The sequence below is a fragment of the Mycobacterium sp. NGS63 genome (assembly GCF_059812295.1).
In genome coordinates, this window is sequence record NZ_JCALCJ010000007.1 from 260,277 (window position 1) to 273,712 (window position 13,436).

At 70.1% G+C, this 13,436-nt stretch carries 14 protein-coding genes; 9 read left to right on the top strand and 5 right to left on the bottom strand.

What is annotated here, in order from left to right; all coding sequences use genetic code 11:
- The first annotated feature begins 5 nt into the window (after positions 1-5).
- The 6 genes from AC5Y4Z_RS19680 to AC5Y4Z_RS19705 all read left to right on the top strand — a co-directional run bounded on the left by AC5Y4Z_RS19680 (position 6) and on the right by AC5Y4Z_RS19705 (position 5,831).
- Entirely contained in the window at positions 6-923 is a 918-nt protein-coding gene (locus AC5Y4Z_RS19680; RefSeq protein ID WP_499966381.1) for an o-succinylbenzoate synthase, read from the top strand.
- Entirely contained in the window at positions 920-1,699 is a 780-nt protein-coding gene (locus AC5Y4Z_RS19685; protein ID WP_499966325.1) for an alpha/beta fold hydrolase, read from the top strand. Before AC5Y4Z_RS19680 ends, AC5Y4Z_RS19685 begins: the two co-directional genes overlap by 4 nt.
- A gap of 99 nt (positions 1,700-1,798) precedes the next feature.
- Positions 1,799-3,436 carry a 2-succinyl-5-enolpyruvyl-6-hydroxy-3-cyclohexene-1-carboxylic-acid synthase gene (gene menD, locus AC5Y4Z_RS19690; RefSeq protein WP_499966326.1) on the top strand — a complete coding sequence of 546 codons (1,638 nt, stop codon included), beginning with the start codon at positions 1,799-1,801 and terminating at the stop codon, positions 3,434-3,436.
- Positions 3,433-3,954 (top strand): DUF3592 domain-containing protein, encoded by a 522-nt coding sequence (locus AC5Y4Z_RS19695; RefSeq protein ID WP_499966328.1) that lies wholly within the window; start codon positions 3,433-3,435, stop codon positions 3,952-3,954. Before menD ends, AC5Y4Z_RS19695 begins: the two co-directional genes overlap by 4 nt.
- Before the next feature lie 38 nt (positions 3,955-3,992).
- Positions 3,993-5,120, top strand: coding sequence for a glycosyltransferase family 4 protein (locus AC5Y4Z_RS19700; RefSeq protein ID WP_499966330.1), 1,128 nt, complete (start codon positions 3,993-3,995; stop codon positions 5,118-5,120).
- A 21-nt stretch (positions 5,121-5,141) separates the two neighbouring features.
- Positions 5,142-5,831, top strand: a complete 690-nt coding sequence (locus AC5Y4Z_RS19705; protein WP_499966331.1) for a demethylmenaquinone methyltransferase — start codon at positions 5,142-5,144, stop codon at positions 5,829-5,831.
- A 97-nt stretch (positions 5,832-5,928) separates the two neighbouring features.
- Here the strand turns inward: AC5Y4Z_RS19705 and AC5Y4Z_RS19710 are convergent, their stop codons facing one another.
- The 3 genes from AC5Y4Z_RS19710 to menJ all read right to left on the bottom strand — a co-directional run bounded on the left by AC5Y4Z_RS19710 (position 5,929) and on the right by menJ (position 8,309).
- Positions 5,929-6,264: a DUF732 domain-containing protein gene (locus AC5Y4Z_RS19710; protein WP_499966333.1), complete on the bottom strand. Its 336-nt coding sequence runs from the start codon at positions 6,262-6,264 to the stop codon at positions 5,929-5,931.
- 17 nt (positions 6,265-6,281) lie between these two features.
- Positions 6,282-6,956, bottom strand: coding sequence for a class I SAM-dependent methyltransferase (locus AC5Y4Z_RS19715; protein ID WP_499966335.1), 675 nt, complete (start codon positions 6,954-6,956; stop codon positions 6,282-6,284).
- Positions 6,957-7,079: 123 nt separating this feature from the next.
- Positions 7,080-8,309, bottom strand: a complete 1,230-nt coding sequence (gene menJ / locus AC5Y4Z_RS19720) for a menaquinone reductase MenJ (RefSeq protein ID WP_499966337.1) — start codon at positions 8,307-8,309, stop codon at positions 7,080-7,082.
- A gap of 22 nt (positions 8,310-8,331) precedes the next feature.
- On the opposite strand from menJ, the gene grcC1 reads away from it, so the two are divergent.
- The 3 genes from grcC1 (at position 8,332) to AC5Y4Z_RS19735 (ending at position 10,569) form a co-directional block, all read left to right on the top strand.
- Positions 8,332-9,333 carry a nonaprenyl/(2E,6E)-farnesyl/geranylgeranyl diphosphat synthase gene (gene grcC1, locus AC5Y4Z_RS19725; RefSeq protein ID WP_499966338.1) on the top strand — a complete coding sequence of 334 codons (1,002 nt, stop codon included), beginning with the start codon at positions 8,332-8,334 and terminating at the stop codon, positions 9,331-9,333.
- Between the two features lie 71 nt (positions 9,334-9,404).
- Positions 9,405-10,259 carry a zinc metalloprotease HtpX gene (gene htpX / locus AC5Y4Z_RS19730; RefSeq protein ID WP_499966339.1) on the top strand — a complete coding sequence of 285 codons (855 nt, stop codon included), beginning with the start codon at positions 9,405-9,407 and terminating at the stop codon, positions 10,257-10,259.
- Between the two features lie 85 nt (positions 10,260-10,344).
- The gene (locus tag AC5Y4Z_RS19735) at positions 10,345-10,569 is read left to right on the top strand and encodes a helix-turn-helix domain-containing protein (RefSeq protein ID WP_499966340.1); all 225 of its coding nucleotides are present in this window, start codon (positions 10,345-10,347) and stop codon (positions 10,567-10,569) included.
- A gap of 9 nt (positions 10,570-10,578) precedes the next feature.
- Here the strand turns inward: AC5Y4Z_RS19735 and AC5Y4Z_RS19740 are convergent, their stop codons facing one another.
- Entirely contained in the window at positions 10,579-12,075 is a 1,497-nt protein-coding gene (locus AC5Y4Z_RS19740; protein WP_499966382.1) for a SulP family inorganic anion transporter, read from the bottom strand.
- 314 nt (positions 12,076-12,389) lie between these two features.
- Entirely contained in the window at positions 12,390-13,415 is a 1,026-nt protein-coding gene (locus tag AC5Y4Z_RS19745) for an NAD(P)H-dependent glycerol-3-phosphate dehydrogenase (protein WP_499966341.1), read from the bottom strand.
- Between the last annotated feature and the right edge of the window lie 21 nt (positions 13,416-13,436).

Sequence of the window (13,436 nt, forward strand, 5' to 3'; positions counted from 1 at the left end):
TGCCCATGCGGGTGCGGTTTCGCGGCATCACCACCCGCGAAGTGGCGTTGATCGAGGGCCCGGCGGGCTGGGGTGAGTTCGGCGCCTTCGTCGAATACGGCCCGGACGAGGCGGCGCACTGGCTGGCCTCGGCCGTCGAGGGCGCATACCGCCAGCCGCCGCCGGTGCGGCGCGACCGGGTACCGATCAACGCCACCGTGCCGGCCGTCCCCGCCGCCCGGGTCGGCGAGGTGCTGGCCCGGTTCCCCGGGGCCGCCACCGCCAAGGTGAAGGTCGCCGAGCCCGGGCAGACGCTGGCCGACGACGTCGACCGGGTCAACGCGGTGCGCGAGCTGGTCGGCACCGTGCGGGTGGACGCCAACGGCGGCTGGACCGTCGAGCAGGCGGCGCGGGCGGCGGCCGCGCTGACCGCCGACGGGCCGCTGGAGTACCTCGAGCAGCCCTGCGCGACCGTCGGCGAGCTCGCCGCGCTGCGCGCGCAAATCGACGTGCCGGTCGCCGCCGACGAAAGCATCCGCAAGGCCGACGATCCGCTGGCCGTCGTCCGCGCCCGCGCCGCCGACATCGCGGTGCTCAAAGTCGCTCCGCTGGGCGGGGTTTCGGCCCTGCTCGACATCGCCGCCCAGATCGACATCCCGGTCGTGGTGTCCAGCGCGCTGGATTCGGCGGTGGGGATCGCCGCCGGGCTCACCGCCGCGGCGGCCCTGCCGCACCTTCGTCACGCGTGCGGGCTGGGCACCGGGCGGCTGTTCGTCGAAGACGTCGCCGACGTCGGCACGCCGCACGACGGCTACCTGCCGGTGGGCCCGGTGACACCGGATCCGGCGCGGCTGCGGGCGCTGGCCGCGCCGGCCGGGCGGCGGCAGTGGTGGATCGACCGGGTCCAGGCCTGCTATCCGCTACTTGTACCGTCGTGCGGGTGATCAACCTGGCTTACGACGACCGCGGGTCCGGCGACCCCGTCCTTTTCATCGCCGGCCGCGGGGGCGCCGGGCGCACCTGGCACCCGCATCAGGTGCCGGCGTTCCTGGCGGCCGGATACCGGGTCATCACCTTCGACAACCGCGGGATCGGCGCGACCGAGAACGCCGAGGGGTTCACGACGCAGACCATGGTGGCCGACACCGCCGCGCTGATCGAGTCGCTGGGCGCCGCGCCCGCGCGGGTCGTCGGGGTGTCGATGGGCGCCTACATCGCGCAGGAGCTCATGGTGGCCCGGCCCGAACTGGTGTCCTCCGCGGTGCTGATGGCCACCCGCGGCCGCCTGGACGCCGCGCGCAAGTTCTTCTACGACGCCGAGGTCGAGCTGTTCGCCTCCGGGATCCAGCTGCCACCCGTGGCCGACGCGAGAAACCGCTTGCTGGAAAGCTTTTCGCGCAAAACCATCAACGACGACACGGCCGTCGCCGACTGGATCGCGATGTTTTGCACCTGGCCGGTCAAGCAGACCCCGGGCCTGCGCTGCCAACTGGACGTCTCCCCGCAGACCAACCGGTTGCCCGCCTACCGCAGCATCGCCGCCCCGGTGCTGGTGATGGGCTTCGCCGACGACGTCGTGACTCCGCCCTACCTCGGGCGCGAGGTCGCCGACGCCATCCCCAACGGCCGCTACCTGCAGATACCCGAGGCCGGTCACCTGGGGTTCCTGGAGCGCCCGCAGGCCGTCAACTCCGCGGCGCTGCAGTTCTTTGCGACCTAGCCCGGTCGCCCAACGTCGAGTTGTTGCGCAAAAACACGCGATGTGGCGCAACAACTCCACGCTCGGCGCGCATTTTGCCGGTTATGACACCCTGTAGGAGTGAACCCCTCGACGACCCAGGCCCGCGTCGTCGTTGACGAGCTGATCCGCGGCGGCGTCCGCGACGTGGTGCTGTGCCCCGGGTCGCGCAACGCCCCGCTGGCGTTCGCGCTGGCCGACGCCGACCGGTCGGGCCGGATCCGGTTGCACGTGCGCATCGACGAGCGCACCGCCGGGTACCTGGCGATCGGCCTGGCGATCGCCGCCGGCGCGCCGGTGTGTGTGGCGATGACGTCGGGCACCGCGGTGGCCAACCTGGGCCCGGCGGTGGTGGAGGCCAACTACGCGCGGGTGCCGCTCATCGTGCTGAGCGCCAACCGGCCCTACGAGCTGCTGGGCACCGGCGCCAACCAGACCATGGAGCAGCTGGGTTATTTCGGCACCCAGGTGCGCGCCACCATCAGCCTGGGCCTGGCCGAGGACGCACCCGAGCGGATGCCGGAGTTCAACGCCACCTGGCGATCGGCCACCTGCCGGGTGTTGGCCGCCGCCACCGGATCTCGCACCGCCAACGCCGGGCCCGTGCAGTTCGACATCCCGCTGCGCGAACCGTTGGTGCCGGACCCCGAGCCGCACGCCGCCGCGATCCCGCCGGGACGGCCCGACGGCAGGGCGTGGACGTACACGCCGCCGGTCACGTTCGACCAGCCGCTGGAAATCGACCTGACGCCCGACACCGTCGTCATCGCCGGGCACGGCGCCGGGGCGCACCCCAACCTCGAGCAACTGCCCACCGTCGCCGAGCCCACTGCGCCGGCGCCGGCCAACCCGCTGCACCCCCTGGCCCTGCGGCTGCTGCGCCCGAAGCAGGTGATCATGCTCGGGCGCCCCACGCTGCACCGGCCCGTGTCGGCGCTGCTGGCCGACCCGCAGGTGCCCGTCTACGCGCTGACCACCGGGCCCCGGTGGCCCGACGTCTCGGGCAACTCCCAGGCCACCGGCACCCGCGCGGTCACCACCGGGGCGCCGAACCCGGCGTGGCTGCACCGCTGCGCGGAGATGAACCGGCACACCAACGACGCGGTGCGCAGCCAGCTCAAGGCGCACCCGCTGACGACGGGCCTGCACGTCGCCGCCGCCGTCGCCAACGCGCTGCGGCCGGGTGACCAGCTGGTGCTCGGCGCGTCCAACCCGGTCCGCGACGCGGCGCTGGTGGGCCTGGACACCCACGGCATCCGGGTCCGGTCCAACCGCGGCGTGGCCGGCATCGACGGCACCGTGTCGACGGCGATCGGGGCGGCGTTGGCCTTCGAGGGGCAGCACGACGGGCGCACCGTCGCGCTGATCGGCGACCTGACCTTCGTGCACGACAGCTCCGGGCTGCTGATCGGGCCCACCGAGCCGACGCCGCAGCGGCTGACCATCGTGGTGTCCAACGACAACGGCGGCGGCATCTTCGAGTTGCTCGAGCAGGGCGACCCCCGGTTCTCCGACGTGTCCTCGCGGATCTTCGGCACCCCGCACGACGTCGACGTCGGCGCGCTGTGCCGCGCCTACCACGTGGAGAGCCGCCAGATCGAGGTCGACGAACTCAGCGCGGCCCTGGACGAGCCGGCGCCGGGGATGCGGGTGCTGGAGGTCAAGGCGGACCGGTCCTCGCTGCGACAGCTGCACGCCGCCATCAAGGCGGCCCTTTGATCTCGCCAAAGGTGTTGTTGCACATACTTATTCATGGCCGCACCGAAAAGCCGCCGACGACCCGCGGCAGGATCGTGTTGCGCTGGTTGCGGATTACGGTGCTGATCCTGACCGCCTTGGTGACGCTGCAGTCGGCGCTGCTGGTGGCGGGCGCGTGGCGCGACGACCTGGCGATCCAACACAACATGGGCGTGGCGCAGGCCGAGGTGCTCAGCGCCGGACCGCGGCGCTCCACCATCGAATTCGTCACCCCCGAGCGCGTCACCTACCGACCCGAGCTCGGCGTGCTGTATCCGTCCCAGTTGGCGACCGGCATGCGCATCTATGTCGAATACAACAAGAAGAACCCGAACCTGGTCCGGGTCCAGCACCGCAACGCCGGGCTGGCGATCATCCCGGCCGGATCCATCGCGGTGGCGGCGTGGCTGATCGCGGCGGCGGCCCTGGCCGGGCTGGCGCTGCTGGACCGCTGGCTGGACCGCCGCGACCAGCAGATTTCGCACGACGTACGCCCGTAGGCCACCTGCGCGACAACCGTCACTGACAAGATGGTGTCGTGCGCGTTGCCATCGTCGCCGAATCCTTCCTCCCGAATGTCAACGGCGTCAGCAACTCCGTGCTGCGCATCCTGGAGCACCTGCGCCGCACCGGACACGAGGCACTCGTCATCGCGCCCGACAACCCCAGGGGCCGGCCGCGGGCGGACCGCATCCACGACGGCATCCGGGTGCACCGGGTCCCGTCGCGGATGTTTCCCAAGGTGACCACGCTGCCGCTGGGGGTGCCGATGCCCCGAATGCTGGGCGTGCTGCGCGGATTCGACCCGCACGTCGTGCACCTGGCTTCGCCGGCGCTGCTCGGCTACGGCGGGGTGCTGGCGGCGAGGCGGTTGGGCGTGCCGACGGTCGCGGTGTATCAGACCGACGTGCCCGGATTCGCGGCCAGCTATGGGATTCCGATGACGGCGCGGGCGGCGTGGGCGTGGTTTCGCCACCTGCACGGCCTCGCCGACCGGACCCTGGCGCCGTCCAGCGCGACCATGGAAGTGCTTGCCGCCCAGGGGTTCCCGCGGGTGCACCGCTGGGCGCGCGGGGTGGACGTGCTGCGGTTCGCGCCGTCGGCGCGCAGCGAGGAGCTGCGGCGGCGGTGGTCGCCGGCCGGCAGGCCGATCGTGGGGTTCGTGGGCCGGCTGGCGCCGGAGAAGCACGTCGAGCGGCTGGCCGCGCTGGGCGCCGACGACTCGGTGCAGCTGGTGATCGTCGGCGACGGCGTGGATCGCACCAAGCTGCAATCCGCAATGCCCGCAGCGGTTTTCACCGGCGCGCTCTACGGCAGTCAGCTCGCCGCGGCCTACGCCAGCATGGACGTCTTCGTCCATCCCGGTGAGCACGAGACGTTTTGCCAAGTCGTGCAAGAGGCGCTGGCGTCCGGGCTGCCGGTGATCGCCCCCGACGCCGGCGGACCCCGCGACCTCGTCGCCCCATGGCGCACCGGGCTGCTACTGCCCGTCGACGAGTTCGAGGCGCGGCTGCCGGCCGCCGCCGCGCACCTGCTCGCCGAGCGGCACCGCTACGCGCCGGCCGCCCGGCGCAGCGTGCTGCACCGCAGCTGGCCGGTCATCTGCGACGAGCTGCTCGGCCACTACGAGGCGGTGCTGGGCAGGCGCGGGGCCGTCGCCGCCTAACCGGCAGGTAGCGTCGACGCGGTGAGTCGCGCGGAGCTGGACAAGAACCCCCGGGACGTCGCTTCGATGTTCGACGGCGTCGCCCGCCGCTACGACCTGACCAACACCGTGCTGTCACTGGGTCAGGACCGGTACTGGCGTCGGGCCACCCGCGCGGCCCTGCGGATCGGGCCGGGTCACAAGGTGCTCGACCTGGCCGCGGGCACGGCGGTGTCCACCGTGGAGCTGGCGAAATCGGGGGCGTGGTGTGTGGCGGCCGACTTCTCGGCCGGGATGCTCGCGGCGGGCGCGTCCCGCCAGGTGCCCAAGGTCGCCGGCGACGCCACCCGGTTGCCGTTCGGCGACGCGGTGTTCGACGCGGTCACGATCAGTTTCGGGCTGCGCAATGTCGTCGACCACGAGGCGGGGCTGCGCGAGATGTTCCGCGTCGCCCGGCCCGGGGGCCGGTTGGTGGTGTGCGAATTCGCCACGCCCACCAACGCGCTGTTCGCCACGGTCTACAAGGAGTACCTGATGCGGGCGCTGCCGCGGGTGGCGCGGGCGGTGTCGTCCAACCCCGACGCGTACGTGTACCTCGCCGAGTCGATCCGGGCCTGGCCCGACCAGCCCACCCTGGCGCACCAAATTTCGGCGGCCGGGTGGTCGGCGGTGCGGTGGCGCAACCTGACTGGCGGAATCGTCGCCCTGCACGCGGGCTACAAGCCGCTTTAGTTCTGGCGGCCGGCCACCGCTTTCTCCGCGACAGTGCGACTACCGACGCATCGCCCGAGAGAGGTCGTCAGTAAGTGCACTCTCGCGGCTAACGCGGCTAGCGGCCGGCGCTTTGGACGAAGCCGACCTGGTTGGGGCAGTAGTGGTCGACCGCGGCACCCAGGAACTGCAACGCCTGACCCTGCGTGGTGCCCAACGGCAGGTTGTGCTGGATGAAGTTGGCCGACTTGTACGCGTCGCCGTCGACGCCGCGACCGATGCGTTCACAGCTGATCTTGGCCAGCCACGCGAGCTGGTCCTGCGGGCCGTAAACGCCGAAGTGGTTGACGGTTTGTTTGAAAACGTAGTCGTAGTCGTCGGCCTGCGCGGGCGCCGCCAATGCGATAGCGGCGCCCGCCATGGCGATGAGCGAAGCCAGCCTCGAAGCCTTCATTAGCCGGACTATACGCCTTACGCCAAATGCGCGGACAGTAACCAGGCGCTGACCGACTTCAGGCCGTTCGGCTCGTCGCGGACGTCGGGGAACGGCATCACCGGCGCGCCCTCGGGCAGGCTGGCGTGGATGCGGGCCGGCCGGATCTCGTCGACGACCCAGTACTTGGACACCACCTCGCGCAGCTCGTCGGCGGTGACGGCGTTGATCGGGCCCTCGGGCACCCCGGCCTTGTCGAAGACCAGCGCGAAGTACGACGCGCCGGGTGCGGCGGCCCGCCGGATCGACTGCTGGTAGCCCTCGCGCGCCTCGACCGGGATCGAGTGGAACAGGGTGCTGTCGACGATGGTGCCGAACCGGCCGTCATAGCCGGTGAACGAGCTGATGTCGGCCACCTCGAACGTGAGGTTGGTCAGCCCCCGCGCCTGGGCCTCGCGGCGGGCCAGGTCGATCGCGGTGGGGGAAAGGTCCAGCCCGACGGTGGTGTGGCCCCGCTCGGCCAGCGCCAGGGAGATCGCGGCTTCGCCGCAGCCGACGTCGAGGACGTCGCCGTGGAACTTGCCCTGCTCGATCAGGGCGGCGAGCTCGGGCTGCGGGGCGCCGATGCTCCACGGCGGCCGCACGCCCTCACCGAATTGGGCGGATTCACCGCGATAGGCGGTTTCGAATTCGAAATCGAGTGGTTGGGTCATGCCACCAGATATATCAAGCGGGCTGATATATGTCAAGGAGCCTTATACGTGCGAGCAGACGCAAAAGCACCCGACACGCCGAGTATTTGGGTCCCTTTGCGTCTGCTCGCCACGGAAAGTGGCTCAGGTGAATGGCGTTCGGCGATCGATCAGCCGCGACAGCCGGCCGCCGCCCCGCCAGGCCCGCGCCACCCAGTCGGCGTCGTCGTCGGTGACCAGGTTGGCCATCACGCGCACGGCGATCGTCATCAACCGCGTCGAGCGCATCGCGACCGGCCCGGTCGCGGGCAAAAACCGCTGGAACGTCAGCGCCAACGCGAGCCTGCGCGCGACCGAAAACCCGCGCGCGTAGTGCTGCTGCAGCAGCTCCGGCCACACCCGCGACAGGTCGGCGCAGTCGAGCAGCTCGGCGGCCAGCCGCCCCGTCTCCATGCCGTAGTCGATGCCCTCGCCGTTGAGCGGGTTGACGCAGGCTGCCGCGTCGCCGATCAGCATCCAGTTGGGGCCGGCCACCCCGGAGACCGCGCCCCCCATCGGCAGCAGCGCCGACGCCACCGCCCGCGGCGCGCCGTCAAAGCCCCACTCGTCGCGGCGCAGGTCGGTGTAGTAGGAGATCAGGGGCCGCAGCGCCAGGTCCGCGGGCCGCTTCGACGTCGACAGCGCGCCGACGCCGATGTTCACCTCGCCGTTGCCCAGCGGGAAGATCCAGCCGTAGCCGGGCAACACGGCGCCGTCCGGAGAGCGCAGCTCCAGGTGCGACGTCAACCAGGGCTCGTCGGCCCGCGGGGTGGTCAGGTAGCCGCGCGCGGCCACGCCGTACACCGTCTCCTGATGCCAGCGCCGTCCCAGCTTGCGGCCCAGCGGTGAGCGGGCCCCGTCGGCCACGATCAACCGGCGGCAACCCACCTCGGTGCCGTCGGCCAGCGTCAGCGAAACCACCCGCCTAGATGAGTCATGATGGGCGGCAACGGCTTTGGTGCCCAGCAGCATCCGCGCCCCGGAATCCTCGGCGCACTTGCGGATCCGGTCGTCCAGCTCGAGGCGGGCCACCGCGCTGCCGGTCGACGGGAACGACGGCCCCGGCCAGTCGACCTCCACCTCGCCGCCGAACCCGCTCATCCGCAGGCCGCGGTGGCGGATGCGGGTGTCCAGCCAGCCGCCCAGCCCCAGTCGTTCGACCTCGGCGACGGCGCGCGGGGTCAGCCCGTCGCCGCACGCCTTGTCGCGGGGGAAGCTGGCGGAGTCGACGACGAGCACGTCGTTGCCGGCGCGGGCGGCCCAGGCCGCGGCCGCCGAACCGGCCGGTCCAGCGCCCACGACCACCACGTCGGCTCCGATGGCTTTCGTCCCCATGCACACCAGTATGTTTGGTCGGGTGAGTACCCCGGCGACCGTGGTGGCGGGCATCGACTTCGCGGATGCCGCGTTCGCCGCCACCGTGCGCGACGGGGTGGCGCGGATCGAGCAGCTCATGGAGACCGAGCTGCGCAGCGCCGACGCGGTGATGACCGACTCGCTGACCTACCTGTTCAAGGCCGGCGGCAAGCGGTTCCGGCCGCTGTTCACCGTGTTGTCCGCGCAGCTCGGCCCCGACCCGGACGCCGCGGAGGTCACCATCGCCGGCGCGGTCATCGAGCTGGTGCACCTGGCCACGCTCTACCACGACGACGTGATGGACGAGGCGGAGGTCCGCCGCGGCACGCCGACCGCGAACGTGCGCTGGGGCAACAACGTCGCGATCCTGGCCGGCGACTACCTGTTCGCGACGGCCTCGCGGCTGGTGTCGCGGCTAGGACCGGAGGCGGTGCGGCTCATCGCGGAGACGTTCGCCCAATTGGTGACCGGGCAGATGCGCGAGGGGAGGGGCGCGGCCGACGGGGTTGATCCCGTCGAGCACTACCTGAAGGTGGTGTACGAGAAGACGGCGTGCCTCATCTCCGCGGCGGGCCGGTTCGGCGCGATGTTCTCGGGCGCCGACGCCGAACAGGTGGAGCGGCTGAGCCGCCTCGGCGGCATCGTGGGCACCGCGTTTCAGATCTCCGACGACATCATCGACATCGACAGCGACTCCCACGAGTCCGGCAAGCTGCCCGGCACCGATGTCCGCGAAGGGGTGCACACCCTGCCGATGGTCTATGCGCTGCGCGAGCCCGAGGCCGTGCGGCTGCGACAGCTGCTGTCCGGGCCCGTCGAGGACGACGCGTTGGTGGCCGAGGCGCTGACGCTGTTGCGCGCGTCACCCGGCATGACCAAGGCCAAGCACTTCCTGACGCAATATGCCGAGCGGGCGCGCCGGGAGCTGGCGCTTTTGCCCGACGTCCCGGGCCGGCGGGCGATGGAGACGCTGGTCGACTACACGGTGAGCCGCCACGGTTAGCGGGTCCCGGAACTCCGCCAGGCGTTTCAGGCGTTCAATGAGCAATAGTTGAGGCTCCTAGGAGGACACCGATGACCTGGCATCCGCATGCCAACAGGCTGAAGACCTTCGCCCTGTTGGTCGGTATGTCCGTGTTGATCGTGCTGGTGGGCTCGCTGTTCGGCAGGACGGCCATGTGGCTGGCGGTGCTGTTCGCGATCGGCATGAACGCCTACACCTACTTCAACAGCGACAAGCTGGCGCTGCGGGCCATGCACGCGCAGCCGGTGACCGAGGTGCAGGAGCCGGCGATGTACCGGATCGTGCGCGAGCTGGCCACCTCCGCGCACCAGCCGATGCCGAGGCTGTACATCAGCGACACCAACGCCCCCAACGCCTTCGCCACCGGCCGCAATCCGCGCAACGCCGCGGTGTGCTGCACCACCGGCATCCTGGGCATGCTCAACGAGCGCGAGCTGCGCGCCGTGCTGGGCCACGAGCTTTCCCACGTCTACAACCGCGACATCCTGATCTCCTGTGTCGCCGGCGCGATGGCGTCGGTGATCACCGCGCTGTCCTACATCGCGATGTTCTTCGGCGGCAACGACCGCGACGGCGACAATCCCTTTGCGCTGCTGCTGGTTTCGTTGCTGGGCCCGATCGCGGCGACCGTGGTCAAGCTGGCGGTGTCCCGGTCGCGGGAATACCAGGCCGACGAGTCGGGCGCCGTGCTGACCGGCGACCCCCTGGCTTTGGCGTCGGCGCTGCGCAAGATCTCCGGCGGGGTCCAGGCGGCGCCATTGCCGCCGGAGCCGCAGCTGGCCAGCCAGGCGCACCTGATGATCGCCAACCCATTCCGCGCGGGCGAGAAGATCGGGTCGCTGTTTTCGACGCACCCGCCGATCGAGGACCGCATCCGCCGGCTCGAGGAGATGGCCGGGCGGTAGTGGCGGCGTAGGATCGGGGTTGGATGCTCGATCTCGGACCGACCTACTACGGAAGCCGGTGATTGCCATGCCGGAAGCTAACTCAATGGATATTCACGAAGCCGGGCTGGCACTGGACTTGCCCGATCTGATCTTCGAGACACGCGCCGGCGCGGATATGAACCAGGCCCAACTGGCCGAGGCGCTCGGCACTACGCCGGAAGCCGTTGCCGCGTGGGAGGACGGGACGGAGGTGCCGCGGGTCGACGTGCTGGCGCGCCTGGCGCAGGTGTGCGGCAAGCGACTGCACATCCGGATCGACGTCGACTGAGCGAGTCAATTAGGCTGCGGCCCCCGGGCTTTCGGCTTCCACGAGTTCGTTTGTGTGCCGGCGGAAGAGGTGGCCGGTCTCGAACACTCCACGGATCCGGACTGTGCCACCCGTCAACTCGAACTGGCGCTGCCAGTCGCTGATCGCTTGGTGCGCGGCGTGATCGAGGTAGTTGACGGACACAACTACGGTCACTTGTGATCCGGCGGGGATGGACGCCAGCACGCGCGTCAGGCGGGGCAGGGCGAGGAAGGTGCATGCCGGCCCCTCGATCAGCACGTGCCACCCGTCGCCTTCGGACTTGGCTTCGACCCTGGCCCGGATCACTCGCCAACCGGTCATCGCGATGGCCAGGGCGAGCCCGATCAGCACGCCGTGCAGCAGATTGAGGAATACAACGGCGATCACGGTCACCACGTAGACGATCAAATCCCCGCTTTTCAGCGCGGTTTCGATGTGTGCCGGTTGCAGCAGCTGAATTCCGATCACGATCAGCAACCCGGCAAGGGCCGCGGTGGGAATCTGCTCGATCAATCCCGCGAACGGAAGGGCGAACAGGAGGACCCAGAAGCCGTGCAGGATGGTCGACGCGCGGGATTTGGCACCCGCCCTGATATTGGCCGAGCTGCGGACGATGACGCCCGCGATGGGAAGACCGCCGATCGCTCCCGATGCGATGTTGGACGCGCCCTGCCCGACCAGTTCGCGGTTGAGGTCGGTGCGGGGTCCGGTGTGCATCCGGTCGGTCGCCACCGCTGTCAGCAGGCTCTGCACGCTGGTGATGAGCGTGACCGTGATGATTCCGATCACGACGGCGCCCCAATTGCCGGCGGGCCACTGCGGTAGCTGCAGAGCGTCCAGCGGCGACCCCTCGAGGTCGATGCGCCGCACGTGGAACGGGAACACCACGGAGACGACCGTGACCACCACAATGGCGACCAACGGGCCGGGAACCACCGCAAGTTTGGCTGGGGCCCAACGCCACGCGACCATGATGACGATCACCAGTACGCCCAGGATGACCCCGGGGCGATGAGCGCCGATGATCTGGCCGGGCAGCCCAACAAGGTTGTGCCAGGCCGTGCTTTTCGACTTCCCGCCCAGCAACACATGCGTCTGTTGCAGTGCGATCGTGATCCCGATGCCGGCCAGCATGGCGTGCACGACAACGGGTGAGATCGCCAGCGCGGCTCGCGCCACCCGGCTGAACCCCAGCACTACCTGCAGCACACCCGCGGCGACCGTGATCAAACACGTTATGCCCCAGCCGAATTGGGAAACCAGTTCGGCGACCACGACGGTCAGGCCGGCGGCGGGGCCACTGACCTGCAGATGCGACCCGCCAATGGCGCCACCGATGACGCCGCCGACGACCGCCGCGATGAGGCCGGCGAGCACCGGGGCGTTCGACGCGATCGCGATCCCCAGTGACAACGGGAGTGCGACCAGGAAGACGACGAGCGACGCGGGCAGATCGTGCCGGACGACGGAGCGTATCCGGTCCATTCGCGTTTCTTCGCCGCCGTGGTTGATCGCTTGATCGTCGAGTTGTGCAGTGCTTTCAGTGTTTTGAACGTTTTGCATCGGTTGGCTTCCCTCGTTGGTCGTAGCGGGGGATGTTCCGATATTCGCCCCGGATTGCGCTGCGTTGCGTCGGCGTAGCACGTTGGCGCACAGACGATTACGACTGCGCGAAGCGACGGGTTATAGCCCGGCTACCTGTTCCGACGGTATTTGCCGGGCAAAGCGGGGGTCAAGCCGACGGGCCTCGGCCATAGCGAATGCAAATGTTTTCGTTACACGGCGTTAAACGGGCCGGCTCAGAACCCCGAGCCGTGCACCTCGTGGCCGGGGACCTCGGCGGCCAGGCCGTGATAGGCCTGTTCGACGGTCGAGCCGTGATTGATCACCGCGTCCACTTCGCGGGCGATGGGCATGTTCAGCCCGAACTCGTTGGCGAACTCCATGATCACGCTGGCCGCCTTGACGCCCTCGGCGACCTGGTTCATCGACGCGATGATCTCGTCGATCGCCTTGCCGGCGCCGAGTTGCTCGCCGACGTGGCGGTTGCGGCTGCGCTGGCTGGTGCAGGTGACGATCAGGTCGCCCAGGCCGGCCAGCCCGGGGAAGGTGTCGGGGTTGCCGCCCATCGCGACGCCCAGCTTGGTCATCTCGCGCAGCGCCCGCGCGATCACCAGCGCGCGCGTGTTTTCGCCGATACCCAGGGAATAGCCCATCCCGACGGCGATGGCGAAGACGTTCTTCAGCGCGCCGGCCATCTCCACCCCGACGACGTCGTCCGTGGTGTACACGCGGAAGCGCCGGGTGCGGAACAGGCCCGACAGCCGGGTCGCCAGGTGCTGGTCGGGCATGGCCAGCACCGCGGCGGCGGCGTAGCCCTCGGCTACCTCGCGGGCGATGTTCGGCCCGGCCAGGATGCCTGCCGGGTGACCGGGCAGCAGCTCCTCGATGATCTGCGACATCCGCATGTTGGTGCCCTGCTCGAGCCCCTTGACCAGCGACACCACCGGCACCCATGGACGCAGCTCCTTGCCCAGCTCGGTGAGCACCCCCCGGAAGCCGTGCGAGGGCACCCCCATGACGACGACGTCGGCGGAGTTGGCGGCTTCGGCGAAGTCGGTGGTGGCGCGCAGCGTGTCGCTGAGGATGACGTCGTTGCCGAGATAGCGGCTGTTGCGGTGGTTGTCGTTGATGTCCTTGGCGGTCGCCTCGGAGCGCACCCACTGCAGCGTCGGTGCGCGGCGCGCGCAGATGGACGCCACCGTGGTTCCCCAGGAACCGCCACCGAGGACAACGACTCTGGGTTCGCGCTTCTCAGCTGCCATGGCGATCAGCGTATTGCCGAC

What these genes read in the sequence shown, in the direction of transcription:
- htpX (WP_499966339.1), top strand. Translation starts at nt 9,405, where the DNA reads ATGACCTGGCATCCGCATGCCAACAGGCTGAAGACCTTCGCCCTGTTG.
- AC5Y4Z_RS19745 (WP_499966341.1), bottom strand. Translation starts at nt 13,415, where the DNA reads ATGGCAGCTGAGAAGCGCGAACCCAGAGTCGTTGTCCTCGGTGGCGGT.
- AC5Y4Z_RS19680 (WP_499966381.1), top strand. Translation starts at nt 6, where the DNA reads ATGCGGGTGCGGTTTCGCGGCATCACCACCCGCGAAGTGGCGTTGATC.
- AC5Y4Z_RS19715 (WP_499966335.1), bottom strand. Translation starts at nt 6,956, where the DNA reads ATGACCCAACCACTCGATTTCGAATTCGAAACCGCCTATCGCGGTGAA.
- AC5Y4Z_RS19710 (WP_499966333.1), bottom strand. Translation starts at nt 6,264, where the DNA reads ATGAAGGCTTCGAGGCTGGCTTCGCTCATCGCCATGGCGGGCGCCGCT.
- AC5Y4Z_RS19735 (WP_499966340.1), top strand. Translation starts at nt 10,345, where the DNA reads ATGGATATTCACGAAGCCGGGCTGGCACTGGACTTGCCCGATCTGATC.
- menJ (WP_499966337.1), bottom strand. Translation starts at nt 8,309, where the DNA reads ATGGGGACGAAAGCCATCGGAGCCGACGTGGTGGTCGTGGGCGCTGGA.
- AC5Y4Z_RS19740 (WP_499966382.1), bottom strand. Translation starts at nt 12,075, where the DNA reads ATGGACCGGATACGCTCCGTCGTCCGGCACGATCTGCCCGCGTCGCTC.